The organism is Rhodoplanes sp. SY1 (genome assembly GCF_046000175.1).
Classification (GTDB): domain Bacteria; phylum Pseudomonadota; class Alphaproteobacteria; order Rhizobiales; family Xanthobacteraceae; genus Rhodoplanes.
Window position 1 is genome coordinate 37802 of the sequence record NZ_JBEOMB010000044.1, and the last position, 24242, is coordinate 62043.

Sequence of the window (24242 nt, forward strand, 5' to 3'; positions counted from 1 at the left end):
ATCATGAGCACCGCCGCTCCCGAACCGAAAGCCAACATGGGCCGGCCCGCGCCGCGCCTCGACGCCCGTCTGAAGGTGACGGGCGAGGCCCGCTATCCGTCCGACATGCCGTTCGGAAATCTCGCCCATGCCGTGCTGGTGACCAGCACCATTGCACGCGGTCGCCTCACCGGTATCGAAACCGGGGTGGCGCGTGCCGTGCCGGGCGTCCTCGAGATCTTCACGGCCGAGAGCACGACGTCGCTGAAGCATCTCGATTACGTGCCGGGTGGCGGTGGACCGTCGACTTCCGTGCAGGAGCTGGGCCCGCAGATCGCGCATGACGGTCAGATCATCGCCATGGTGGTGGCGGAGACGCTCGAAGCCGCGCGCGAGGCGGCGCACGCCGTGCGTCCGAGCTATGCGCGCGAAAACCCGAGCGCCACCTTCGGGTCGGATGGCGTGACGGAAGAACCGGCCGGCAAGGAGTTCCCGAAAGCGGGCGACGCCGAGGCGGCGCTCGCGTCGGCGGACGTGACGATAGAAGCCGAGTACGGCACGCCGACCCAGCACCACAACGCCATCGAGCTGTTCACCACGACTTGCCTGTGGGACGGCGACAGACTCACCATCCACGAGCCGAGCCAGTTCGTCTACGGCCTCAAGAACGCCGTCGCCAAGCGGCTCGACATGGACCCGGCCAAGGTGCGTGTCGTCAGCCCGTTCGTCGGCGGCGCCTTCGGCGCCAAGGCGCAGATGACGCCGCGCACCGCACTCGTCGCGTTCGCGGCGAAGGCGCTCGGACGCCCCGTGAAGCTCGTCGCGAGCCGCGACCAGGGCTTCACCATCGCGACCTACCGGGCCGAGACGCGGCATCGCATCAAGCTCGGCGCGCGGCGTGACGGCAAGATCGTCGCCTACACGCACGAGGGCCGCGAGGTCACGTCGCGGCCGGACGCCTACAAGGTCGCCGGCGTCGCCGACACGGTGCGGCTCTACGACTTCGGCACGGTGGCGACCAAGGTGAGCGTCGTCCATGCCGACCGCAACACCCCCGGCTTCATGCGCTCGCCGCCCGTGGTGCCCTATGTCTACGCGCTCGAGAGTGCCGTCGACGAGCTGGCCGTCAAGCTCGGCATGGATCCCGTCGAGCTGCGGCGCATCAACGACGTGACCAAGGACACGGTCAGCGGCAAGGCGTGGTCGTCGCGCTCGCTGATGACGTGTTACGACGAGGCGGCGGCCGCCTTCGGCTGGTCGAAGCGAAGTCCGGCGCCGGGTTCCATGCGCGACGGCGACTGGCTGATCGGCTGGGGCTGCGCCACCGCGTGTTATCCGACGCATCTCGGCGCGACGGCGGCGCGCGTGCGCCTGCTGCCGAGCGGCGAGGTGCGGGTGCAGGTCGCGGCGCACGACATCGGCACCGGCGCCTACACGGTGATCGGCCAGCAGGCGGCGGAGCGGCTCGGCGTGCCGCTCGCGGCCGTCTCGGTCGATCTCGGCGATTCCGAGCTGCCGCCCGGCCCGGTCGCCGGCGGATCCAACACGACGGCGAGCGTCTGCTCGGCCGTGATCATGGCCTGCGACGCGATCCGCGAGAAGCTTCTCCGTGCTGCCTCCACCGCCAACGACGGGCCGCTCGCCGGCCGCGCGCCCGGCGAGCTGTCCTTCACGGACGGCCGTGCGGTCGCGTCCGACGGTGCCGCGGAGAGCGTCACCGACGTGATGAAGCGGCTCGGCACCGCGGCGCTGGAGGAGTATGCCGAGTATCTGCCGCCCGGCGTGCCGCGAGACAGCATGCGCCAAGTCTACGGCGGCAAGGCGGTGCTCACCGGCGGTCCGCACGGCGACAAGATCATGTATGCGCTCGGCGCCGAGTTCGTCGAGGTGCGGATCCACGCGCGCACCCGCGAGGTGCGGGTGCCGCGCGCCGTCGGCGCCTTCGCGGGCGGCCGCATCATGAATCCGCGCACCGCGCACAGTCAGTTGATGGGCGGGATGATCTGGGGCATCGGCTCGGCCCTGCACGAGGCGACCGAGATCGATCCGCGCGAGGCGCGCTACATCAACGACGACATCGCCGAGTATCTGATCCCGGTGAATGCCGACGTGCCGTCGATCGAGGTGATCATGGTGCCCGAGGAGGACGCCGAGGTGAACCCGGCCGGCGTCAAGGGACTCGGCGAGCTCGCCAATGTCGGCACCGCGGCGGCGATCGCCAACGCCGTTTATCACGCGACGGGCAAACGCATTCGCGATCTGCCGATCAGGATCGAGGATCTGCTGGCCTAGGCCAACTCCGTAGGGTGGGCAAAGCGCAAGCGTGACCACGCGGCCGGTGATTTGAACAAGCAGGGCGGTGCGGTGAACAGTCTGTGTGGGCACGTCGCGCCTTCGGCGCGCCTTTGCCCACCCTACGAAATCAGGATGAGGACGGAGACGGCGATCGAGAGGGGGAGACAAATCAGGAACCAGGAGAGACGACATGGCACGTGATCTGAAAGGCTGCAAGGTGGCCGTTCTGGCGACCGACGGCGTCGAGCAGGTGGAGCTGACCGAGCCCGTGAAGGCGCTGCGCGAGCAGGGCGCCGACGTCTCGGTCGTGGCGCCGAAGTCCGGAAAAATCCAGGGCTTCGATCATCACGACAAGAAGGACCAGATCCCGGTCGATCGCACCCTCGATCAGGCGCGCCCGGACGAGTTCGAGGCGCTGCTGCTGCCCGGCGGCGTGATCAACCCGGACGCGCTGCGGCTGGAGCCGAAGGCGATCGCCTTCGTGAAGCACTTCGTCACCACCGGCAAGCCGATCGCCGCGATCTGTCACGGCCCGTGGACGCTGATCGACGCCGGCGGCGTGAAGGGCCGCAAGGTCACGTCATGGCCGTCGCTGCAGACGGATTTGCGCAACGCCGGCGCCGAATGGGTCGATCAGGAGGTGGTCACCGATCAGGGGCTCGTCACCTCGCGGAATCCGCAGGACATCCCGGCCTTCAACCGCAAGATGATCGAGGAGTTTTCGGAGGGCCGGCACGCCAGCCGCGCCGCCGAGTAGGCTCGCCGGCAGGCGCCGCCGAAGCGCAGGGCAGGGGGCCGGAGCCGACCGGGGCGCCGGTCCATAATCCTGCCCCGATCGCCTGATAAGAGGGACGCAACATCCGATCACGACGATGATCTGGCGCGGCCCGGCTTCGGGCCGCGTTCATTGTCGCCCTTTGACGTCGCCTCCCACGCATCGCAGGGTGGACGCGCCTGGTCTCGACCGGGCAGCGTCCGCGTCCCCGCGATGCCGCGTCCCAACGAGTCATGGTTACCGAGTTGTCACCGCCCGCTCCCCGTCGTTCCTCCGAAGTCGTCGTGCCGTTGCGGCCGGCGCCGGGCCACACGCGTCGCCGCCTCTTCACCCGCACGCTGGTTCGCGCGCTGCGCGCCACGCGCGATCTCTCGCGCCGCGCGATCCGCGACTTCTCCTGGCAATCCGCGCGCGATCTGTCCCGGCGCGCCGTGCCGGACTCGGCCGGCCTGCGGCGCTCGTGGCTGTTCCTCCTCACCATCGGGATTCCGTTCGCGGCCGGCACGCTGATGCAGGCGCCCGGCGGCGCGCTGCTCGGCGCGCTCATCGGCATGATGGCGTGCTTCGCCGACGAGGACGAGCGCGGCCTCGGATCGCGGCTCCTCGCGCTCGTGCAGATCGGCGTCGGCATGGCGGGCGGCGTCGCGCTCGGCACCGCGCTGCACGGCTACGAGTATCCGTTCTGGCCGCTGTTCTGCGCCGCGCTGTTCGCGGCCGGCTGGCTGACGCGCATCGGCAAGGGGCCGCATCTCGGCGCCCGCTTCGGCGCCATCTCGTTCGGGCTGGCCGCCGGCATGCCGGCCTTCGCGCCGGGCGACTATTGGTTCGCCGGCCTCGCCTTCGCGGTCGCCGCGATCGTGCGGACCGTCGATCATCTGCGCTTCGGTCCGATGCCTGTGCCGGTCGGCCTCGTGGTGCCGCGGCTCGAGCGTCATTCCGAATGGTTGCGCTATGCGTTCGCCTACGCGGCGGTCGCGGCGCTCGGCCTGTGGATCGGCGTCGCGCTCGGCATGACGCGGGCGATCTGGATCACGGTGGCGCCGCTGGTCGTCATGCAGCCGGGGGCGGAGGCGACCTATCGGCGCATCGTCGAGTTCATGTTCGGCACCACGGTCGGCGTCGTCGTCGCCTGGGTGCTGATCCACACCATCGCGACGCCGCTCGTCTCGATCGTGCTGGTGCTCGCCATCGCGCCGCTGATCCCGCTGCAGATGCCCAAGCGGTTCTGGCTGCAGACCGCGCTGATCGCCGTGATGCTGCTGATCGCCTTCCGTCTCGCGCTGCCCGATCCGCGCTCCGTGTCGGCCCTGATCATCGAGCGGCTGGAGGACATCCTGATCGGCTGCGGGCTCGCGCTGGTCGGCGCCGTGCTGGCCTTCTGGCGGCCGGGCGGCGCCGAGGCGCCCGAGCGGACGCCGCCGCGGCAGCTTCCGGCGCGCTGCCGCTGAGCACCGGCGGGGCGGCCGCACGGCTGCGGCGCGGCGCGACGATTGGGCTTGCAGGCGCCAAGAATCCGCCCCAAGTGTAGGGGCCTAGTGCGTGACCGATCCATTGCCGCCGCCGGCCGCTTCGGCCGTCGGCCCGCCGCGAGGCCCGCGCCATGCTCCGATCTCTCGTCGCTCCGCGCCCGGCCGCATCGGGCTTTTCTTCGCGCGTCGCGCTGCTGTTCGCGCTTCTTCTGCTCGTCTCGGCTCTGACGTTCGGAGTGGCGCCGGCCGGCGCCCAGTCGGCGGGGGCCGGATCGGGCTCCGGCGGCGACGCCGTCACGCCGGTGGAGGAGTACGCCAAGCAGGTCGAGGAGCTGAAGAAGAGCTACCCGGATCTCTCCAAGCGGATCGAGGACACGACGCGCACCATCGACGAGCTGTCCGATGTCGGCAAGGCGCGCTCCGAGATCGAGGAGCTGCGCGGCATGGTCGCCGGCCTGCTCGGCGCCGTCTCCGACAACGGCACCGTCTCCCAGCTCGGCGCCAAGGCGCTGGCGCACGGGCGGGCGAAGCTGAAGGCGATCGAGCAGGACGCCCGCTTCCGTCCCGAGGAGAAGGAGTTCCTGCTCGACCAGTGGCGCAAGCTCGTCACCGAGACGGAGCGCGCCAGCGAGGATCTGGAGAGCGCGCGAAAGGAGTTCGCCGATCTCCTGCGCACCCTGCAGACCCGCGAGGACTTCATCGACGAACTGATGCAGGTACGCCGCGCCTCCGAGGCGCTCGCCGTGATCCGCAATCTCACGCGCGAGATCCGCGACGCCTCGACCAAGCTGAAGTCGCTGATCGGTGGGCTCAAGCCGCCCGGAGTGTGAGATGCGTTTCTCTCGCGCGGCGGGGTTCGCCGCGACCTCCGTGATCGTGGCCTTGGGCGCCATCGGCCTGTCCGCCTGCAAGCTCGAGAAGTCGACCGGCTATATCGAGATCCGCACCGTGCCGGCGAACCCGCCTCCGCACCTGAAGCTCTTCCTCGATTCCGAGGCGCTCGAGCCCTTGAAGAAGGGCGCCGCTGTGCTGCGCCAGCAGGTCGGCACCCACAAGCTCGCCGTCGCCGGCTCGGGCGACCCGCTGCCGCTGTGCGAGCTGGTCGTGAAGAAGGACCGCATCACCACCGTCACGGTGTCGCTGCTCGACCGCCCGCCACGTTGCCAATGCCGCGCCGCCACCGGCACGGACGCCGCCTCCAACAAGAAATGCGAGGGGTAGGGGGGCATACGTGCCTCTCCTCACCGTCATGGCCGGGCTCGTCCCGGCCATCCACGATCTTGTCTGCTTTTCCGCTGCAAAGACGTGGATGGCCGCGACAAGCGCGGCCATGACGAAGTCTGTGCCTGTCGCGATTTCGCGTCGTCTCGCCCTACGCGGCCAGCCGTTCCCCCAGCGCCAAGCCGACGCGGGCGGCCATGAGGTTGAGCTCGGAGAACTTCTCCGGCGTCTCGCGGCGGATCGCCTCTTCCAGCGAGGCGGCGCGCACGAGGCCCGACAGCGCGACGAACGCCCCGAGCGCCACCATGTTGGCGATGCGGGCGTTGCCGGTCGCCACGGCCCGTTCGGCGAGCGGCAGCCGGTGCAGCCGGCGGCCCTGCGCCGCCGTGGTGTCGATGCGCAGGTCGGCAATCACCAGCGCGTCGTGCTTGGCGAGCGCGATCGAGCGGTCGAAGCCGACCTGATCGAGCGCGATCAGCGCGTCGAGCCCGGTGACCAGCGGGAAGTCTGAGAGGTCCTCGCTCACCACCACGTCGGAGTGGCAGAAGCCGCCGCGCGAGGTCGGCTCGTAGCTCTGCGACTGCGAGGCGCGGCGGCCCTCCACGGCGAAGGCCTCGAACAGAATCCGGGCGCCGAGGATCAGGCCCTGGCCGCCCGATCCGGCGAGGCGGATCTCGCGGCGATGCGTCGACGGCGTCATCGTCATGGCGTCACCTCTCCGCGCAGCGCGGCGGCGTGGGCGCGCAGCCGCGCGCCGTATTCGGGCAGGTCGCGCTCGACGAACACGCCGGTCGGCAGCGCGTTCGGCCGGAACGGCTGGTCGGGTGCGTCGCGATGCGCCTCGGGCCGCATGTCGGCCTTCTGGCTGAGGATCATCTCGGGCGCCTCGCCGAGATCGTTCTTGCGGCCGTAGATCTCGGTGCAGTCGGACATCACCTCGACGAAGGAGAAGCCCTTGTGGCGCAGCGCCCGGCCGATCAGCGTCTTGAGCGCCGGCGCCTGCCGCGTCACCTCGCGGCCGACGAAGCCGGCGCCCGCCGCGGCGGCGAGCGCGCAGGCGTCGAAGGTCGGCTCGATGGCGCCGGACTGCGTCGTCGACGTGAAGCGGCTCGGCGCCGTGGTCGGCGAGGCCTGACCGCCGGTCATGCCGTAGACCTCGTTGTTGAGCATCAGGCAGGTGATGTCGAGATTGCGCCGCGCCGCGTGGATCAGGTGGTTGCCGCCGATGGCGAGGCAGTCGCCGTCGCCGGTGACGACCACCACGGTGAGGTCGGGCCGCGCCAGCTTCAGGCCGGTCGCAAACGCAAGAGGACGGCCGTGCGTGGTGTGCACCGTGTTGGCGTCGATGTAGCCACCGACCCGGCCCGAGCAGCCGATGCCGCAGACCACCGCGAGGTCGTCCTTGGCGATGCCGCAGTCGTGCACGGCGGCGAGCAACGCGCGCAGCGCAATGCCGTGGCCGCAGCCCGGGCACATGAAATGCGGCATGTAGGCGAGCCGCAGCCACTCCTTGGGATCGAACGGCGTGTGGGGCGCGGGGTCAAGCATGGACGGCGAGCTCCCTGACGGCGGCCGCGATCGCGTCGGGCGTGATCGGCTCGCCGTCGATGCGGCCGAGCGCGCGCACCGGCGGCGCGTGGCCGAGAATGCGCTGAATCTCCAGCACCAGCTGGCCGGCATTCATCTCCGGCACCAGCACGGCGTGGGCGCGGCCGGCAATCTTCTGCAATGCCGCCTCGGGGAAGGGCCACAGCGTGACCGGCCGGAACAGCCCGGCCCTGATGCCGGCCTCGCGCAGCACCGTGACGGCGCGGCGCGCCGCGCGGGCCGTGATGCCGTAGGCGACGATCAGCACCTCGGCGTCGTCGGTCGCGAGTGTCTCGTATTTTTCCAGCAGCGCCGCGTGGATGTCGATCTTGCCGAGCAGGCGGCGCATCATGCGGTCGACGACGGGCGGCGCCTGGGTCGGAAAGCCGCTCTCCGAGTGAGTCAGCCCGGTGGTGTGGACGCGATGCCCGTCGCCGGGCCGCGCCATCGCCGGGATGCCGTCGTCGTCCGCCGCATAGGGCTCGAACGGCTTGCCGGCGCCGTTCGCCCATTTCCGCTCGCGCACGTGAATCGTCGAGGGCGCCGGCACCGCGACGCTCTCGAGAAGTTGCGCGATCACCTGATCGTACAGCACCGTGACGGGCGTGCGCAGCCGCTCGGCGAGGTCGAAGGCGCGGATCGTCTCGGTGTAGATCTCCTGCACGGAGGCGGGCGCGAGGGCGACCACGGGCCGGTCGCCGTGGCTGCCGAAGCGCGCCTGCATCACGTCGCCCTGCGCCGGCCGCGTCGGCATGCCGGTCGATGGGCCGCCCCGCATCACGTCGATGATCACGCAGGGCGTCTCGGTCATCGCGGCGTAGCCGATGTTCTCCTGCATCAGCGAGAAGCCGGGGCCGGACGTCGCCGTCATGGCGCGCAGCCCGCCGAGCGAGGCGCCGATCACGGCGGCGATCGAGGCGATCTCGTCCTCCATCTGCACGAAGGTGCCGCCGACCTTGGGCATCTCGTGCGACAGGTGCTCGGCGATCTCGCTCGACGGCGTGATCGGGTAGCCGGCGAAGAAGCGGCAGCCGGCCGCCACCGCGGCGAGCGCGCAGGCGTGGTTGCCGTGCAGGGCGGTGAGCCGCGTCGTGCCGAGCCCCGTCGTGCCGAGCGTGCTCATGCCGGAACTCCCTCGTTACGCACCGTGACGGCGAAGTCCGGGCACAGCCATTCGCACACCCGGCAGCCAGTGCAGGCCGTCGGCGTCTTCACGATCGCGGTCGGACCGTCCATGGCGAGGCACCGCTCCGGGCACAGCTTCACGCAGATGCCGCAGCCCTTGCACCACGCCGCGTCGATGGTGACGCCGATGTGCAGATCGGGCGCCGGCGCGGCGGTCGCGAGGGCCGTCGCCTCGCTCTCGTCGGGATCGGGCGCCGTCCAGGCGCGGCCGGCGTCGAAGGCCGCGCGGTTGATCTCGCGCGTGCCTTTCGGAACGATCGCGGCGATCACCTCGTGCCAGTCGGCGACCGGATAGTCGAGCCAGGCGGAGAGGCGACCGAGCAGCACCGTGTTGGCGGCGCGTGAATCGCCGAGCGCCGTCGCGATGCCGGTGGCGTCGAGCGCGCAGCCTTCGGCGTGGCGGCCGACCACGTCGGCGGGCGTCTCGCGCGCGTAGGCCGAGGGGGCGCCCGGCTTGCGGCTGCGGCAGGCGAAGGGCGGCACGATCCGCCGGGTGTCGGCGATGAAGATGCCGCGCCCCGGCCGCAGATGATCGAGCCAGCGCAGCGCCTCGGCCCATTCGAGCGCGACCAGCACGTCGGCCTCGCCGCGCGCGATGGTCGGCGACCACACCTGCTCGGCGAAGCGGACGTGACTGAACACGATGCCGCCGCGCTTCGCCATGCCGTGCACCTCGCTCTGCTTCACGGCGAAGCCGCGACGCTGCGCCAGGAGCGCGAGGGCCTTGGAGATCATCAGCACGCCCTGGCCGCCGACGCCGACCACCAGGATGTTGAGGCCGGCGGTCGCGGGGCGTGGCGCCGGCGCGGAGTCGTCTTCGTGCGGCAGCGGACGCATCAGTTGGGGGCTCCCCTCGTCACCGGCTGGATGCAGTCGGTCGGGCAGACCTGGGCGCAGATCGTGCAGCCGATGCAGGTCGTGGCGTCGATCGTCACCTTGTGGCGGCCCTCGAACAGCTCGCCCGACCAGGTGATCGAGGGACAGCCGAGATTCATGCAGGACTGGCAGGCGATGCAGGCGCTGGCGCGCACTGCCACGGGCGCGCCCTTGATCTTCACCGGGTCGAGCACACAGGGGCGCGACGCGATGATCACCGAGACGCCGCGATGCGTCGTCGCCTCGCGCAGCGTCTGCAACAAGCGTCCGACCTCGTAGGGGTCGACGACCCGCACCCAGTCGATGCCGATCGCCCGGCACAGCGCCGCGTAGTCGACGCGCGGCGCCGCCTCGCCGCGCAGATCCCGGCCGGTGCCGGGATGGTCCTGGCCGCCCGTCATCGCGGTGATGTGGTTGTCGAGGATCAGCACCGTCAGATCGGCCTTGTTGTAGACGGCATCGATCAGCGGCGGGATGCCGGAATGCAGGAAAGTCGAGTCGCCGATGGTGGCGACAACCGGCTTCTCGGTGCCGGCCTTGGCCATGCCGACGGCGTTGCCGATGCTGGCGCCCATGCAGACGCAGGTGTCCATCGAGCGCAGCGGGTCGATGGCGGCGAGCGTGTAGCAGCCGATGTCGCCGGCGACATGCGCCCCGATGCTGCGCAGCGCGTAGAAGCTCGCGGTGTGCGGGCAGCCGGAGCAGAGGACCGGCGGGCGTGCCATCGGCGTGATGTCGATCGGCACGAGCGGCACCGGCGTGTCGACGAGGCCCGCCTTGGCGAGGCCCTCGCGCAAAAGCTCGACCGACAGCTCGCCGAGCCGCGGGAACAGGCTCTTGCCCTCGGCCGGGATGCCCATGGCGCGGATCGCCTCCTCGAGCACCGGCTCCAGCTCCTCGACCACGATCACGCGCTCGACCGTCGCGGCGAAGTCGCGGATCGCGTCGGCGGCGAGCGGGTAGGAGCCGGCGAGCTTGAGCACCGGGAACTGCGGCGCCGCCTCCTTCACGTAGAGATAGGCGAGGCCGCTGGTCACGATGCCGCAGCGCCGGTCGGAGCCGTCGTCGCGCCTGGTCAGCGGCGACGTCACCATCCACTGCGACAGCGCCGCCTCGCGGGCGATCACCTTCGGATGCAGCCGGCGCGCATTGGCCGGGATCGTCACGGTGCGGGTGTGGTCGCCGATGAAGCCGCGCGACGCCACCTCGGTGCGGGCGCCGACCGTCACGACGCTGCGCGTGTGCGAGAGGCGCGTGGTGCCGCGCAGGATCACGGGCGTGTCGAACTGCTCGCTCAGGTCGACCGCCGCCTTGACGTAGTCGAGCGCCTCCTGGGCGTCGGCCGGCTCGAGCACCGGCACGCCGGCGAGGCGGGCGAACAGCCGGGTGTCCTGCTCGTTCTGCGAGGAGTGGATGCCGGGATCGTCGCAGACGACCAGCACGAGGCCGCCATGGGCGCCAATGTAAGAGAAGCTCATCAGCGAGTCGGCGGCGACGTTGAGGCCGACATGCTTCATCGCCGCGAGCGTGCGGACGCCCGCGAAGGACGCGCCGATCGCGGTATCGAGCGCCACCTTCTCGTTGACCGACCACTGCGCCGTGACGTCGGCGGGATCGTACGTGGCGAGGCTCTCGAGGATCTCGGTCGACGGCGTGCCCGGATAGGCGGCCGCCACCTTGACGCCGGCCTCCCAGGCGCCGCGTGCGATCGCCTCGTTGCCGGTCAGCGGCAGCGCCTCGGCGCTCCGCCGGCGCGTCTCGGGTCGTTGGTCCTGCGCCAGCGCGTCGATGCTCACGTCGTGCTCCCTGTCGATCCGGCCGCGTGCCGTCGTATGCGCGGACGACCTCAGTTTGGAATCACTCTGGTCCGTCTCGTCGGATCGGGGGTTGAGAAAGGTCAAAGGGGAGGTGAGGCAGCCAGGTCCGCGGCGCCTCCAGCGTCACCTCTCCCCGTGTGCGGGGAGAGGTCGACGTTCGCGCGTCCAGCGCGGACGTCGGGTGAGGGGGCGTTTCCGCGAGTCTGAGCCGTGCCGAAGCGCCCCCTCATCCGACTCGCCGCTGCGCGGCGAGCCACCTTCTCCCCGCGCGCGGGGAGAAGGGATATCGGCCGTTGCTCCGCATCATTCCGAAACGTGCCGCTGGTCCTTCACGCGCACCGCCTTGCCCTGCGAGCGGGGGACCTCGCCGGGGCGCTTGGCGACGATCTCGCAGGTGATGCCGATCGTCGACTTGATGCGGTGCTGCACCTCGTGGCCGATGCGCGCCAGCGTCGCGTCGTCCTGCGCGACGTCGGGGGCGACCTCGACCTCCACGGCCATGTGGTCGAGCGCGTTGCGGCGGGTCAGCACGATCTGATAATGCGGCGCGATGCCGGGCAGGCCGACCAGCACGGCCTCGACCTGCGACGGGTACACGTTGACGCCGCGGATGATCATCATGTCGTCGTCGCGGCCGGTGACCCGCATGATCCGCACATGGCTGCGGCCGCAGGCGCAGGGCTCGTCGACCAGGCGCGTGATGTCGCGGGTGCGGTAGCGCACCATCGGCAGCGCCTGCTTGGTCAGCGTGGTGATGACCAGCTCGCCGGTGGCGCCCATCGGCAGCGGCTCGAGCGTCTTCGGGTCGACGATCTCGAACAGGAAGTGATCCTCCCAGCCGTGCAGGCCGGCCTGCGCCGTGCACTCGCAGGCGACGCCGGGGCCGAGGATCTCCGACAGGCCGTAGATGTCGATCGCCTGCAGGCCGAGCCGGGTCTCCAGCTCGCTGCGCATCTGCTCGCTCCACGGCTCGGCCCCGAACACGCCGGTCCGCAGCTTCAGCGCGTCGCGCCGGATGCCGCTTTGCTCCGCGACTTCTGCGATGTTGAGCGCGTAGGACGGCGTGCAGCACAGCACGTTGGCGCCGAAGTCGCGCATCAGCGTGACCTGCCGCTCGGTCATGCCGCCGGAGACCGGGACCACCATGGCGCCGAGCCGCTCGGCGCCGTAATGGGCGCCGAGCCCGCCCGTGAACAGGCCGTAGCCGTAGGCGACATGAACGATGTCGTGTCGCGTGGCGCCGGCCGCGGTCAGGCAGCGCGCCATCAGGTCGGCCCACAGCGCGATGTCGTCGGCCGTGTAGCCGACCACGGTCGGCTTGCCGGTCGTGCCGGACGAGGCGTGCACCCGCACCACGTCCTCGCGTGGCACCGCGAACATTCCGAACGGATAGTTGTCGCGCAGATCCGCCTTGCCGGTGAACGGGAAGTGGCGGATGTCGGCGAGCGTCTTCAGATCATCTGGCCCGACGCCGTGCTCGGCGAAGCGGCGGCGCATGTGCGGCACGTTCTCGTAGGCGCGCGTCAGCGTGGTCTTCAGGCGAGCGAGCTGGAGGGCGGCGAGCTCCGCCCGCGGCATCGTCTCGGCGGCGGGATCGAACAGGGCCGCCACGGGGGCGGGTCTCAGGGCCGGCCGGTTCATTCATCTCCCCTTCGGTCTAGGCGCGGCCACGGGGCCGGACGCCCTGTCGCCGCGACGCGGGTGAACGATGTCGGGGGTACCGGCCGCCGGTCGATCCGGGGCGTGCGAAGAATGTCTGACGCACGGCAACAAACGGAACACCGCGGTGGCTCGGAAGCGATCGCGTCGGGTCTAATAATGATGTGTCCATACGAGATGCGCCGGCGCAGCGCAATTGCGCAGAATGCCCGACGGACGACGCGGCATTGCGAGCTGATCAGATCGGGCACGGCGAGACGGCGGCAGGTGCCGCCGTCTCATATATTCAGAATGATGAAATATAGATGGTCGTTATGAGACGGGTGGTCCCGCGGCCGGGCCGGGCTGCGTATCAGCTCACCTCTTGCATTATGCGGGAAATTGCATCTGCCAGCACCTGACAGCCGAGCACGATGTCCGCGTCGTCCGTGTTCTCGGAGACATGGTGGCTGATGCCGCCGATGCTCGGCACGAACAGCATGCCGGCCGGCAGCACGCGGCCGACCTCCATGGCGTCGTGCCCGGCGCCGCTCGGCAGCAGGACCGGGGCGTGGCCGTGCGCCGCCGCCGCGGCCGCGAGGGCGGCGACGATCCCGGCGTCCATCGGGGTCGGGGCGACCACGGTCGGGCGCACCATGGCGACCGCCACGCCGTCGCGGCTCTCCGCCGTGACCCGCTCGGAAAGCGCCGCCTCCATCCGATCGAGCAGGGCGACGTCGAGGTCGCGGATCTCGACCGCCATCTCGGCCTCGCCCGGCACCACGTTGGCGGCGCCCGGGCGGAACGCCATGGCGCCGATGTTCCACACCGTCTCGGCGGCGGCGAAGCCCGGGAACGCCTCGCCGATCCAGGCGGCGATCCGGACGAGCGCGGCGCCGGCGTCGCGCCGCATCGCCATCGGCGTGGTGCCGGCGTGGTTGGCGGCGCCCGTCGCCGTCACCCGGAAGCGGCGGATGCCGGTGATGCCGGTGACGACGCCGATCTTCTTCGCCGACGCCTCGAGCCGCGGCCCCTGCTCGATATGGGCCTCCAGGAAGGCGACGTGGCGGGCCGGGTCGAGCCGGAACGGCGCCGGCGCGTCGGCGAGCGGCGCCAGCGCGGCCGTCAGCGTCGCGCCGTCCTCGGCGCGGGCGGCCGCGATCTCGCCGTCGCGGAGCGTCCCGCAGAACGAGCGGCTGCCGAGGAACGGCAGGTAGGTGCCTTCCTCGTCCTGGAACGAGGCGACGTCGATGCCGACCGAGCCGGACGCCCCGCTCTCGCGGAACGCGCGGGCGATCTCCAGCCCGTAGACGACGCCCATGGCGCCGTCGAGCCAGCCGCCGCGCGGCACCGTGTCGGTGTGCGAGCCGATCAGGATCGCCTTGCCGGCCGACGGGTCGCGGCCCAGCACGTTGCCGACCCGGTCGAGCCCAGCCTCGAGCCCGGCCGCCGCCAGCTTGTCGACAAGCCAGCGCCGCGCCGAAAGATCGGTCTCGGAGAAGGCGATCCGGTCCACCCCGGGGGAGAGGCCGCCGAAGCGGGCGAGGGCACGCAGGTCGTCGAGCAGGCGGTCGCCGCGAATGGCGATCATCGGGGGGCTCCGGAAAACGCGATGCGCCGCCGCGACCGGGGTCGCGGCGGGCGAAGCTCGGGACAGGGACTGCGAGCCGGGCTCAGGCCTTCGGCACGACGATGCGCCGATAGAGATGCCAGGTCGCGTGACCCAGCACTGGTAGCACGATGACGAGCCCGAGGAAGCCCGGAAGCGCGGCGACGATGAGGAGGAGCACGATCGTGGCCGCCCAGCCGATCATCGGCAGCGGGCTCGTCACCACGGCGCGCACGCTGGTGATCATCGCAGTGACGAAGTCGACGTCGCGGTCGAGCAGCAGCGGGAACGACACCACGGTGAGCGAGAACAGCACCAGCGACAACGCCGCCCCGACGACGTGGCCGATCAGCAGGAACAGCCAGCCCTCCGGCGTCGTCGTCACCACGGTCAGGAACTCCTGCATGGTCGAGAAGCTGCGCAGGCCCAGCATCAGGGCGAGCAGGAGGCGGATCTGGTACATCCAGATGATGAAGACGAACAGCGTCACGAACGCCATCCAGCCGAGCTCGCGGTGGCGCTGCTCGAAGATCGTGCCGAGCACGCCCGACCAGGAGAGCGGCACGCCGGCCTCGCGGCGGCGGCTGACCTCGTAGAGGCCGACCGCGACGAACGGGCCGAGCAGGGCGAAGCCGGCGGCGAGCGGGTAGGCGAGATAGCCGACGCCGGCCCAGAACGCGCAGGCGACGATCGCGAGCCCGCCGGCGGCGTAGAACGCCCCGAAGGCGAGGCCGTAGAGCGGCGCCGCCTGGAAATCGCGCAGACCGAGAATGACCGCCTCGGCGATGTCGCGCACCGTGACGGCGCGGACCTGCGGATCGGCGCGGCGAACGACCGGCGCGGCCTCGGCCGCCCGGGGTTCGGGCAAAGCAGTGGAGAGACCAGTGGACAGGCCGGTGGTGTGGGCGGCGTCCTGGTGGCTCATGGCGACCCCCTTGGCACGCTGACGTTTCCTCGGATCGGTAGAGTTGCGGAGACACCGGGGGGTGGCAAGGGGGTGTGGCGACGCACGCGATCACCATCGCGAGAGGGGCTTGCGCCATGGCATCGCCGCGTGCCCCGGCTCTGCGGCGCGTCGGGCCGCGGGCCTGACGCGCCGCAGAGCCGGGGCCCAGGGCGGCACGACGGGTCTCTCCGTCGGGACACGCCCGGCATGGCCGAAGGTCTGGGTCCCGGCTCGGGCTGCATCGCTTCCGCGCTGCAGCCCGTCCGGGACACGGACGTGGGAGGCGAGCCTCCGCGCCCTGCCGGCGTGCAGGAATGAACCTGCCGCCGGTTGTGGCGTTGGCCCATGCGGGCATCGGGGCCGGCACTCTCCTGGAAAGGGCTGCAGCGGGCGCGGCGCGATTTCGGTCGCGTGTCGACGCGCGGCGCTGCGGCGCGTCACGGGTCCCGACGGCAAGCGCGAGGGCGGCCGCGACGGCCGTCGGCTCCGGCCGCTCGGCCGGACGAGCGGGAGCAACCGGCTTGCACGACGTTCTCGACGACCCCTATCGGCTCGGTCATCCGCGCAAGGCCCCGCATCTCGGGCGACAGGCCTTCCGCTCGTTCGTCCACTTCTTCTCGTATCACCTGTTCCTGAAGCGGCGCAGCCGCCGCACCGTGGATGCGGCCGGCTTCCGGCTCGCCGTGCTGCCGACCGTGTTCGATCCGCGTCGCTTCCTCACCAGCGAGTTCTTCGCCGCGCATCTCGGCACCCTCGACCTCGGCGGCTTGCGGGTGGCCGATGTCGGCACCGGCTCCGGGATCCTGGCGCTGGCCGCGGCGCGCGCCGGGGCCGAGCGGGTGCTCGCTGTCGACATCAATCCGAATGCCGCCCGCGCCGCCGTCGAGAACGCCGCCGCCAACGGGCTCGCCGACCGGGTCGCCGGGATCGGCTCCAATCTCCTCTCGGCGGTCGCGCCGGAGCCGCTGTTCGACCTGATCCTGTCGAGCCCGCCGTCTTTTCCGGGCGAGCCGCGCGACGTTGCCGACCGCGCCTGGGTGGCGGGGCCGGACTATCGCGACATCGCCGGCCTGTTCGTCCAGGCGCGCGAGCGGCTGACGCCGGGCGGTCGGATGCTGGTGCTGTTCTCGTCGGATTCCGACCTGCATCGGCTCGGCGCGCTGATCAGCGAGGCCGGTTTCGCGGCCCGGCTGGTCGGCGAGCGCTCGATCGTGCTCGAGTCCTTCGTGCTCTACGAGCTGCGCCCGGTGTGACGCCGCCGTCGGGGCGGAGCCGCGGGCCGGGGGCGCGGTTTGCGGCGCAGCGGCCGATCGCCTAGGGTCCGGCCGCGGCGATCGGGCCGCGCTTTTCAGTCCTGTTCGTCATGACCACGCCCGCGTCTTCGGCCGCCGACCCGGCGTCCGCCTTTCCGCCGCCCTCGCATCCGCGCCTGATCGTGCCCCGCCGCTTCGCCGACCAGCGCGGCTGGTTCTGCGAGACCTGGAACGCCGCCCGCCTCGCCGGGCAGGGGCTCGACGTCGCCTTCGTCCAGGACAACCAGTCGTGGTCGGCGCGGCGCGGCACGGTGCGCGGCCTGCATTTCCAGGTGCCGCCGCACGCCCAGGGCAAGCTCGTCCGCGCGGTGCGTGGCCGCATCCTCGACGTCGCCGTCGACATCCGCCGCGGCTCGCCGACCTATGGCCGGTCCGTCGCCGTCGAGCTGACCGCGACGGGCGGCGAGCAGCTCTGGGTGCCGGTCGGCTACGCCCACGGCTTCTGCACGCTCGAGGACGACTGCGAGGTCGCCTACAAGGTGACGGACTTCTACGCCCCGGCGAGCGAGGGCGGCCTCGCCTTCGACGATCCGGCCCTCGCCATCCCGTGGCCGGTCGCGCCCGGCGAGGCCAGCCTGTCCGACAAGGATACGACGTACGGCGGGCTCGCCGGCTTCGACAGCCCGTTCGCCTATGACGGCGTGCCGCTGCAGCCGGAGTGCGTCGTCCCCTGACGGGGCCCTCCCGGCACCCTCCGGCGCGCCGTCCGCGTCCCGGCCGGAGCGAATCGCCGATCTGATCAGGCGCGATGGTCGGCGCGCCGCCACGCGGCGGCCGAGAAAGCTCGAATTCGATCGAACCGCCTAGCGTCGAACTAACTCTCAGCATCGAAAGCAGCCGGCGACCGGGTCGCCCACACCTCCGGGTGTGGCGCAAAAGCCATGTCTTTTAAGAATTGCTGGCGAGAATAATCGGAAAGGACGCCGGAACCTTGTTGGGGAGTCGGCGTTCTACTACCACGGCGCGATCGAGCTGCGACGCGCCGAGCAACACGGGGGGCTCTCGTGACCGACACGACGTGTGATGAAGTGCAGCGTGCGTGCCCGCGGACGATCACGGTTGGATCGTCGGCGCTCTACGGTCTCTCTGCGATCGCGCTGGGCGCGGCGCTGAGCGTTTTGTCTGTCGGTACGGCCGACGCCTCCTACTATTACTATTACGGCCAGCCCGGGATGCGGGCGGTGCCCGGCGGTTACGTCGTCCCGGCGCAGCCGCGGCCGGCCCGCAAGGCCAAGCGCACCAAGACGGAGGAGCCGAAGAAGGACACCGCCGCGGTGCGCCAGCCGCGCGGTCCGCTCGTCGTCTCGGTGTCGATCGGCGAGCAGCGCGTGCGCGTCTACGACGGCGTCGGCCAGATCGCCGAGGCGCCGATCTCGTCCGGCACCAAGGCGCATCCGACCCTCACCGGCGTGTTCAGCATCATCCAGAAGAACCGCCATCACTACTCGAACCTCTATGCCGGCGCGCCGATGCCCTACATGCAGCGGCTGACCTGGTCCGGCACCGCGATGCACACCGGCGTGCTGCCCGGCTATCCTGCGTCGCACGGCTGCATCCGGCTGCCCAACTCGTTCGCCTCGCAGCTCTGGGGCATGACCAAGCTCGGCACCCGCGTGGTCGTCGCCCGCTCGGCCGTCGTTCCGGTGGATTTCTCGCACGCGCAGCTCGCGCTCCTGAAGAAGACGCCTGATCCGGCGACCCCGGTCTCCGACCTGTCGCGCGCCGCCGGCAAGACCGCATCCGCCCCCGAGGCGACGGCCACCGACGCGCCGAGCCCGGCCGCTCCGGCCGCCACGCCGGTGACGACCGAGGCGACGCCGGTGGAAGCCGCGCCGACCCAGGCCGCGCCGGTCGGCGAGGCGCCGAGCGCCCCGGCTCCCGAGACGGCCGAGACGACCGATGTGCCGGTGCCGGCCATGTCGACCGCGGAGCAAGGTCCGCCTGCGCGCCCGCTGAAGCCCGGCCCGGTCGCCATCTTCATCAGCAAGAAGGAAGGCAAGCTGTTCGTCCGCAAGGGATTCGAGCCGATCTACGACACTCCGATCCAGATCGCCGATCCCGACAAGCTGCTCGGCACCCACGTCTTCACGGCGACCGGCTTCGCCGAGGACGGCCGGACGCTGCGCTGGACCGCGATGACGCTGCCGCCGGAGCTGCGCGGCGAGGCGACCGCGTCCCGCAAGGGGAAGGCGCAGCCCGCCACGCCGGTCGCGACCGGGCCGTCGGCCTCGGCCCAGGAGGCGCTCGACCGCGTCACCCTGCCGCCCGAGGCCGTCGAGGTGCTCGCCCCGCTGATGTCGGCCGGTGCGTCGCTGGTCGTCTCGGACAAGGGCCTCGGCCCGCAGACTGGCCGCGGCACCGACTTCATCGTCCTGACCCGCTGAGCGGGCCGGCCGGCGAGTCGCCGGGACACATGACCAAGTTTGGAACGGCCGGGGCTCCGCTCCGGCCGTTCTGATTCGGCGTGGCGCCGATGCGCCCTTTCCGGCGCGGGGCCGGGTCGCCGAGATAGTCCTGGAAACAACCACCTCGGTGCGTTAAGGACTCGTTTTCCGATCCTGCCGGACCGGCTTTCAGGAGTGGCGGTGCGCGTCGTGGCGCCGCCGGGACGTCGATTCGCGACGTCCGGGTCCGGCGCTCGCGGCGCCCGTCGCCGCCGGCGGTGCCGCGCGGCGCTTCTGCTGCCTGCGTGGCCCGCTCTCTCCGGGTCGGTGCACGGGGTTGGGGCATGCCGGAGGTCGGACTCGGTCTTTGGTGCATCGCGGGCTTTCTCGGGATCGGCGTGCTCGCCACGATCCTGGGCCGGCGCGCGTTCGCGACTGCGCTGGTCTACGGGCTCACGCTCGTGGTGGCGCTCGCCGCCGTGCTGGTGGCGCTGACGGCGGTCCTCGGCGGCGCCGGGCCGACCAGCGTGGTGCTGCCGATCGGCCTGCCCGGGGTCGGCGCGCATTTCCGGCTCGACGCGCTCTCCGCCTTCTTCATGCTCGTCGTGAACCTCGGCGCCGCGGCGGCGAGCCTCTACGCCATCGGCTACGGGCGCCATGAGCATGCGCCGATGCGGGTGCTGCCGTTCTTCGGCCCGTTCCTGGCCGGCATGAACCTGGTGCTGCTCGCCGCCGACGCCTTCTCGTTCCTGCTCTCCTGGGAGTTCATGTCGCTCGCGTCGTGGACGCTCGTCGTCTCGAACCACCGCGAGCCGGCCAACATCCGCGCCGGCTTCATCTATCTCCTGATGGCGAGCTTCGGCACGCTGTGCCTGCTGGTCGCGTTCGGCCTGCTTGCCACGGCGGGCGGCGGCGACTTCACCTTCGCCGGCATGCGCGGCGCGACCGTCGGCGGGAGCATCGCCGCGATGGCGACCGTGCTGGCGCTGGTCGGCGCCGGCTCCAAGGCCGGCCTCGTGCCGCTGCACGTGTGGCTGCCGCTCGCCCATCCGGCGGCGCCGAGCCACGTCTCGGCGCTGCTCAGCGGCGTGATGACCAAGGTCGGCGTCTACGGCTTCGTGCGCATCGTCTTCGACGTGATCGGCGACTACTCGTCCTGGGCCGGGCTCGTGGTCGTGCTGGCGGGCGGCGCCACGGCGGCGCTCGGCGTGCTCTACGCCGTGATGCAGCGCGACCTCAAGCGGCTGCTCGCCTACTCGACGGTCGAGAACATCGGCATCGTGTTCATCGGCCTCGGCCTCGCGCTCGCCTTCCGGGCGAATGGGCAAAGCGGGGCGGCGGCGCTCGCCCTCACGGCGGCGCTGTTCCACGTGTTCAACCACGCGATCTTCAAGAGCCTCCTGTTCTTCGGCGCCGGCGCCGTGCTGACCGCGACGGGCGAGCGGGACATGGAGACGCTCGGCGGCCTGATCCACCGCATGCCGCAGACCGCCGTCGTGTTCCTGATCGGCTGCATGTCGATCGCGGCGCTGCCGCCGCTCAACGGCTTCGTCTCAGAGTGGCTCACCTTCCAAGCCATCCTGCTCAGCCCGCAGCTGCCGCAATGGGGGCTGAAGTTCGCCGTGCCCGCGGTCGGCGCCCTCTTGGCGCTCGCCGCGGCGCTCGCCGGCGCCTGCTTCGTCAAGGCGTTCGGCGTGGTGTTCCTGAGCCGGCCGCGCTCGCCGGCGGCCGCTGCCGCGACCGAGGTCGACGGCTTCATGCTCACCGCGATGCTGATGCTGGCCTGGCTCTGCATCCTGGCCGGCACGCTGCCGGGCTTCGTGGTCGACGCGCTCGCCCCCGTCGCCCGCCAGCTCGCCTTCGTGTCGCTGCCGCCGCAGGCCGGGCTGCCGTGGCTCTCGCTGGTGCCGGTCGCCGACAGCCGCAGCTCTTACAACGGCCTGATCATCTTCTTCTTCCTGATCGCCTCCGGCACCATGACGGCCGTGCTGGTCCATCGCCTCGCCTCGCGCGAGACCCGTCGCAGCGCCATCTGGGACTGCGGCTATCCGCTCGACAGTCCCGTCACCCAGTACACCGGCTCGAGCTTTGCCCAGCCGATCCGCCGGGTGTTCGGCACCGTGGCGTTCGGCGTCGTCGAGACCGTCGACATGCCGCGCCCCGGCGAGCTGCGTGCCGCGCGCTTCCGCCTGCGGGTGCGCGATCCGGCCTGGCGGTTCCTCTACGGACCTTTGGCGCGCGCCGTGATGGGCGGCGCGATCCGGCTGAACCGGCTGCAGTTCCTCACCATCCGGCGCTATCTGGCGCTGGTCTTCGCCGCCCTGATCGTCCTCATGCTGGTGGTGGCGATATGGCGCTGACCATGGACCCGGGGCTCGTCCTCGACCTCGCGCTTCAGCTCCTGCAGATCACCATCGTGGTGGCGATCGCGCCCCTCGTCATGGGGATCACGCGAAAAGTGCGGGCGCGTCTCTTGCGCCGGCGCGGGCCGCCGCTCGTGCAGCCCTATCTCGACCTGTGGAAGCTGTTCCACAAGGAGGCCGTGGTCGCCGACAACGCCTCCTGGGTCTATCGCCGCGCCCCGTATGTGATCTTCGCGGCGACCTGGGTGGCGGCCGGCCTCGTCCCCACCTACGCCACCGGGCTCCTGTTCTCGTGGTCGGCCGACCTGATCGCCGTCGTCGCGCTGCTCGGCACGGCGCGCTTCGCGCTGGCGCTCGCCGGCATGGATGTCGGCACCGCCTTCGGCGGGCTCGGGGCGTCGCGGGAGATGATGATCGCCTCGCTGGCCGAGCCGGCCATGCTGCTGATCGCCTTCGCGGTCGCGCTGATCGCCGGCACCACCCAGCTCTCCGCCATCGCGGCGCTGTTCGCCACCGGCGAGGTAGGGGTGCGCGTCTCGCTCGGGCTCGCGCTGCTCGCCCTCGTCATCGTCGGCATCGCCGAGAACGCCCGCATTCCGGTCGACAACCCGGCGACCCATCTCGAGCTGACCATGGTGCACGAGGCGATGATCCTCGAATACTCGGGACGTCATCTCGCCATGATCGAGGCGGCGGCCCAGCTCAAGCTGGTGCTCTACTTCTCGCTGGTCGCCTGCCTGTTCGCGCCGTTCGGCATGGCGACCGCCGACAAGTCGCTCGCCGCGATGGCGCTCGGCCTCGTCACCTGGCTTCTGAAGATCGTCGCCTTCGCGGTGCTGCTGCCGATCGCCGAGACGACCGTCGCCAAGATGCGGGTGTTCCGCTATCCGGCCTTCCTCGGCAGCGCCTTCGCGGCCGCGGCCCTCGCCGTGTTCCTGCGCTTCGTGTCGCGAGGGTTCTGATGAATCCGTTGTGGTTCGACATCGCGCATCTGCTCGCCGCCGGCGTGCTGGTGCTCAGCCTGATGCTCCTTTATCAGGACCGCATCACCGCGGTGATCAACGTGTTCGCCCTGCAGGCCGTGGTGCTGTCGCTGTCGGTCGGCTGGCAGGCGATCGTCCAGGGCGCGCCGCATCTCCTCGTCACCGCCGCCATCGCGCTCGTCGCCAAGGGCGTGATCATCCCGATGGCGCTGCACCGGATCGTCCGCCAGCTCGACATCCACCGCGAGGTCGAGCGCGTCGTCTCGGGCGGCCCGACCATGCTGGCCGGGCTCGGCCTGATCGCCCTGTCGATCCTCCTGGTCCAGCCCGTGGTCGAGACCGCCGACGCGGTCGCCCGCGAGGACTTCGCCTTCGCGCTCGCCGTGGTGCTGCTCGGGCTCCTCCTGATGATCACCCGGCGCAACGCCGTCACTCAGGTGGTCGGCTTCATGTCGCTGGAGAACGGCCTGATCCTCGCCGCCACCGGTGCGAAGGGCATGCCGCTGGTCGTCGAGGTGTCGGTCGCCTTCTCGGTGCTGATCGCCTTCATCGTGTTCGGCGTCTTCGTCTTCCGCATGCGCGAGCGGTTCGACACCGTCGACGTCAACGTGCTCGAACGCTTCCGCGGCGAGCGACGGGAGCATCTGTGATGACGCAGGGCGCCTCGTTGCGTCAGGTCTTTGCTGCGGGTGCCGCACTCTGCAGAGAGGATTTTGCTCGGGGCCACCCCCCTCCCTGTCCCTCCCCCACAAGGGGGGAGGGGACGACAGAACCGCGCCGCCTTCGGGCATGCGTCAGCACGGTCGTCGATCGCCACGGCGGTGCCGCTCGCCGCAGTCTGCTCCCTCCCCCCTTGTGGGGGAGGGGTGGGGAGGGGGGTGAGCGCCACCCTCTGCGCTCGATCGGCGACCAGAGGAACGCCCGATGATCGCCGATCTCGTCGCCGCGCTTCCCGTGTCGCCGTCCACCCTGGTGCTGGTGGTGCCGACGCTCGCCGTGCCGGTGCTGGCCGCGATCTCGGGCTACCGGACGAGCGCCGGCCTCAACGTGCTCGTCTCCGGCGTCACGCTGGCCGCCGCGCTGATGCTGCTCGCCGTGCCGCATGCGCGCGGCGACTTCCTGATCGTCGACGACTTCAACATCTTCCTGGTGGTGCTCACCGCCTTCGTCGGCTTCACCACCAGCGTCTACAGCGCGAGCTATATCGGCCACGAGCTGGAGACCGGCAAGCTGACGCCGGCGTTCCTGCGCTTCTATCACGCCATGTACCAGGCCATGATGGGCGCCATGAATCTCGCGCTCCTCTCCAACAATATCGGCCTGATGTGGGTGGGTCTCGAGGTGGCGACGCTCGCGACCGTCATGATGGTCGGCATCTATCGCACCGCCGAGGCGATCGAGGCGGCGTGGAAGTACTTCATCCTCGGCAGCGTCGGCATCGGGCTCGCCTTCTTCGGCACCATCCTGATCTACATGGTCTCGTCGAGCGTGATCGGCAGCGGCGTGCCGGCGATGGCCTGGGACGAGATCGTCCGCAACGCCGCAGCCCTCGATCCGAAGCTCCTGTCGCTCGCCTTCGTGTTCCTGCTGGTCGGCTACGGCACCAAGGTCGGGCTGGCGCCGTTCCACGCCTGGCTGCCGGACGCGCATGCCGAAGGCCCGACGCCGATCTCGGCCGTGCTGTCGGGCCTGCTCCTCAACGTCGCGCTCTACGCGCTGCTGCGCTTCAAGATGGTGCTGGCCGGCAACCCGGCGACCATCGACGTCGGCGCCATCCTGATGACGCTCGGGCTCGTCAGCCT

At 71.0% G+C, this 24242-nt stretch carries 20 protein-coding genes; 12 read left to right on the forward strand and 8 right to left on the reverse strand.

Going from position 1 to position 24242, the window contains the following annotated elements:
- The first annotated feature begins 3 nt into the window (after positions 1-3).
- The 5 genes from ABTU92_RS12570 to ABTU92_RS12590 all read left to right on the forward strand — a co-directional run bounded on the left by ABTU92_RS12570 (position 4) and on the right by ABTU92_RS12590 (position 5739).
- Entirely contained in the window at positions 4-2271 is a 2268-nt protein-coding gene (locus ABTU92_RS12570) for a xanthine dehydrogenase family protein molybdopterin-binding subunit (RefSeq protein ID WP_408091062.1), read from the forward strand.
- 193 nt (positions 2272-2464) lie between these two features.
- Positions 2465-3031, forward strand: coding sequence for a type 1 glutamine amidotransferase domain-containing protein (locus ABTU92_RS12575; protein ID WP_408091064.1), 567 nt, complete (start codon positions 2465-2467; stop codon positions 3029-3031).
- Positions 3032-3333: 302 nt separating this feature from the next.
- Positions 3334-4497 carry an FUSC family protein gene (locus ABTU92_RS12580; protein WP_408091066.1) on the forward strand — a complete coding sequence of 388 codons (1164 nt, stop codon included), beginning with the start codon at positions 3334-3336 and terminating at the stop codon, positions 4495-4497.
- 152 nt (positions 4498-4649) lie between these two features.
- Positions 4650-5348 carry a hypothetical protein gene (locus tag ABTU92_RS12585; protein WP_408091068.1) on the forward strand — a complete coding sequence of 233 codons (699 nt, stop codon included), beginning with the start codon at positions 4650-4652 and terminating at the stop codon, positions 5346-5348.
- A gap of 1 nt (position 5349) precedes the next feature.
- On the forward strand, positions 5350-5739 hold the full coding sequence (locus tag ABTU92_RS12590; protein WP_408091070.1) for a hypothetical protein: 390 nt from the start codon (positions 5350-5352) through the stop codon (positions 5737-5739).
- Between the two features lie 151 nt (positions 5740-5890).
- Here the strand turns inward: ABTU92_RS12590 and ABTU92_RS12595 are convergent, their stop codons facing one another.
- The 8 genes from ABTU92_RS12595 to ABTU92_RS12630 all read right to left on the reverse strand — a co-directional run bounded on the left by ABTU92_RS12595 (position 5891) and on the right by ABTU92_RS12630 (position 15376).
- Positions 5891-6445 (reverse strand): 2-oxoacid:acceptor oxidoreductase family protein, encoded by a 555-nt coding sequence (locus ABTU92_RS12595; protein ID WP_408091072.1) that lies wholly within the window; start codon positions 6443-6445, stop codon positions 5891-5893.
- On the reverse strand, positions 6442-7287 hold the full coding sequence (locus tag ABTU92_RS12600; RefSeq protein ID WP_408091074.1) for a thiamine pyrophosphate-dependent enzyme: 846 nt from the start codon (positions 7285-7287) through the stop codon (positions 6442-6444). The genes ABTU92_RS12595 and ABTU92_RS12600 overlap by 4 nt, the downstream gene beginning before the upstream one ends.
- The gene (locus ABTU92_RS12605; protein ID WP_408091076.1) at positions 7280-8449 is read right to left on the reverse strand and encodes a 2-oxoacid:acceptor oxidoreductase subunit alpha; all 1170 of its coding nucleotides are present in this window, start codon (positions 8447-8449) and stop codon (positions 7280-7282) included. Before ABTU92_RS12605 ends, ABTU92_RS12600 begins: the two co-directional genes overlap by 8 nt.
- On the reverse strand, positions 8446-9348 hold the full coding sequence (locus ABTU92_RS12610; RefSeq protein WP_408091078.1) for a 2-oxoacid:acceptor oxidoreductase family protein: 903 nt from the start codon (positions 9346-9348) through the stop codon (positions 8446-8448). The genes ABTU92_RS12605 and ABTU92_RS12610 overlap by 4 nt, the downstream gene beginning before the upstream one ends.
- Positions 9348-11183, reverse strand: a complete 1836-nt coding sequence (iorA, locus tag ABTU92_RS12615; RefSeq protein ID WP_408091080.1) for an indolepyruvate ferredoxin oxidoreductase subunit alpha — start codon at positions 11181-11183, stop codon at positions 9348-9350. Before iorA ends, ABTU92_RS12610 begins: the two co-directional genes overlap by 1 nt.
- A gap of 324 nt (positions 11184-11507) precedes the next feature.
- Complete coding sequence (locus ABTU92_RS12620) at positions 11508-12845, reverse strand: phenylacetate--CoA ligase family protein (RefSeq protein WP_408091082.1); 1338 nt, start codon at positions 12843-12845, stop codon at positions 11508-11510.
- A gap of 370 nt (positions 12846-13215) precedes the next feature.
- Positions 13216-14433: a hydantoinase/carbamoylase family amidase gene (locus ABTU92_RS12625; RefSeq protein WP_408091084.1), complete on the reverse strand. Its 1218-nt coding sequence runs from the start codon at positions 14431-14433 to the stop codon at positions 13216-13218.
- 82 nt (positions 14434-14515) lie between these two features.
- Entirely contained in the window at positions 14516-15376 is an 861-nt protein-coding gene (locus tag ABTU92_RS12630; RefSeq protein WP_408091086.1) for a DUF2189 domain-containing protein, read from the reverse strand.
- A gap of 542 nt (positions 15377-15918) precedes the next feature.
- Between ABTU92_RS12630 and ABTU92_RS12635 the strand changes: the two genes are divergently transcribed.
- The 7 genes from ABTU92_RS12635 to ABTU92_RS12665 all read left to right on the forward strand — a co-directional run.
- Positions 15919-16650 carry a 50S ribosomal protein L11 methyltransferase gene (locus ABTU92_RS12635; RefSeq protein ID WP_408091088.1) on the forward strand — a complete coding sequence of 244 codons (732 nt, stop codon included), beginning with the start codon at positions 15919-15921 and terminating at the stop codon, positions 16648-16650.
- A 110-nt stretch (positions 16651-16760) separates the two neighbouring features.
- Positions 16761-17384, forward strand: a complete 624-nt coding sequence (gene rfbC, locus ABTU92_RS12640; RefSeq protein WP_408091090.1) for a dTDP-4-dehydrorhamnose 3,5-epimerase — start codon at positions 16761-16763, stop codon at positions 17382-17384.
- Positions 17385-17828: 444 nt separating this feature from the next.
- Positions 17829-19094, forward strand: coding sequence for a L,D-transpeptidase (locus ABTU92_RS12645; RefSeq protein WP_408091092.1), 1266 nt, complete (start codon positions 17829-17831; stop codon positions 19092-19094).
- Positions 19095-19438: 344 nt separating this feature from the next.
- A complete protein-coding gene (gene hyfB, locus ABTU92_RS12650; protein ID WP_408091094.1) occupies positions 19439-21454 on the forward strand; it encodes a hydrogenase 4 subunit B in 2016 nt (671 codons plus the stop codon).
- Positions 21445-22419, forward strand: a complete 975-nt coding sequence (locus ABTU92_RS12655) for a respiratory chain complex I subunit 1 family protein (protein WP_408091096.1) — start codon at positions 21445-21447, stop codon at positions 22417-22419. The genes hyfB and ABTU92_RS12655 overlap by 10 nt, the downstream gene beginning before the upstream one ends.
- A complete protein-coding gene (locus tag ABTU92_RS12660; RefSeq protein WP_408091098.1) occupies positions 22419-23090 on the forward strand; it encodes a hydrogenase-4 component E in 672 nt (223 codons plus the stop codon). Before ABTU92_RS12655 ends, ABTU92_RS12660 begins: the two co-directional genes overlap by 1 nt.
- A 274-nt stretch (positions 23091-23364) precedes the next feature.
- The coding region (locus ABTU92_RS12665; protein WP_408091100.1) for a proton-conducting transporter membrane subunit at positions 23365-24242 on the forward strand (878 nt) is incomplete at its 3' end.

What these genes read in the sequence shown, in the direction of transcription:
- ABTU92_RS12570 (WP_408091062.1), top strand. Translation starts at nt 4, where the DNA reads ATGAGCACCGCCGCTCCCGAACCGAAAGCCAACATGGGCCGGCCCGCG.
- ABTU92_RS12575 (WP_408091064.1), top strand. Translation starts at nt 2,465, where the DNA reads ATGGCACGTGATCTGAAAGGCTGCAAGGTGGCCGTTCTGGCGACCGAC.
- ABTU92_RS12585 (WP_408091068.1), top strand. Translation starts at nt 4,650, where the DNA reads ATGCTCCGATCTCTCGTCGCTCCGCGCCCGGCCGCATCGGGCTTTTCT.
- ABTU92_RS12590 (WP_408091070.1), top strand. Translation starts at nt 5,350, where the DNA reads ATGCGTTTCTCTCGCGCGGCGGGGTTCGCCGCGACCTCCGTGATCGTG.
- ABTU92_RS12595 (WP_408091072.1), bottom strand. Translation starts at nt 6,445, where the DNA reads ATGACGATGACGCCGTCGACGCATCGCCGCGAGATCCGCCTCGCCGGA.
- ABTU92_RS12600 (WP_408091074.1), bottom strand. Translation starts at nt 7,287, where the DNA reads ATGCTTGACCCCGCGCCCCACACGCCGTTCGATCCCAAGGAGTGGCTG.
- ABTU92_RS12605 (WP_408091076.1), bottom strand. Translation starts at nt 8,449, where the DNA reads ATGAGCACGCTCGGCACGACGGGGCTCGGCACGACGCGGCTCACCGCC.
- ABTU92_RS12610 (WP_408091078.1), bottom strand. Translation starts at nt 9,348, where the DNA reads ATGCGTCCGCTGCCGCACGAAGACGACTCCGCGCCGGCGCCACGCCCC.
- ABTU92_RS12620 (WP_408091082.1), bottom strand. Translation starts at nt 12,845, where the DNA reads ATGAACCGGCCGGCCCTGAGACCCGCCCCCGTGGCGGCCCTGTTCGAT.
- ABTU92_RS12625 (WP_408091084.1), bottom strand. Translation starts at nt 14,433, where the DNA reads ATGATCGCCATTCGCGGCGACCGCCTGCTCGACGACCTGCGTGCCCTC.
- ABTU92_RS12630 (WP_408091086.1), bottom strand. Translation starts at nt 15,376, where the DNA reads ATGAGCCACCAGGACGCCGCCCACACCACCGGCCTGTCCACTGGTCTC.
- rfbC (WP_408091090.1), top strand. Translation starts at nt 16,761, where the DNA reads ATGACCACGCCCGCGTCTTCGGCCGCCGACCCGGCGTCCGCCTTTCCG.
- hyfB (WP_408091094.1), top strand. Translation starts at nt 19,439, where the DNA reads ATGCCGGAGGTCGGACTCGGTCTTTGGTGCATCGCGGGCTTTCTCGGG.
- ABTU92_RS12655 (WP_408091096.1), top strand. Translation starts at nt 21,445, where the DNA reads ATGGCGCTGACCATGGACCCGGGGCTCGTCCTCGACCTCGCGCTTCAG.
- ABTU92_RS12660 (WP_408091098.1), top strand. Translation starts at nt 22,419, where the DNA reads ATGAATCCGTTGTGGTTCGACATCGCGCATCTGCTCGCCGCCGGCGTG.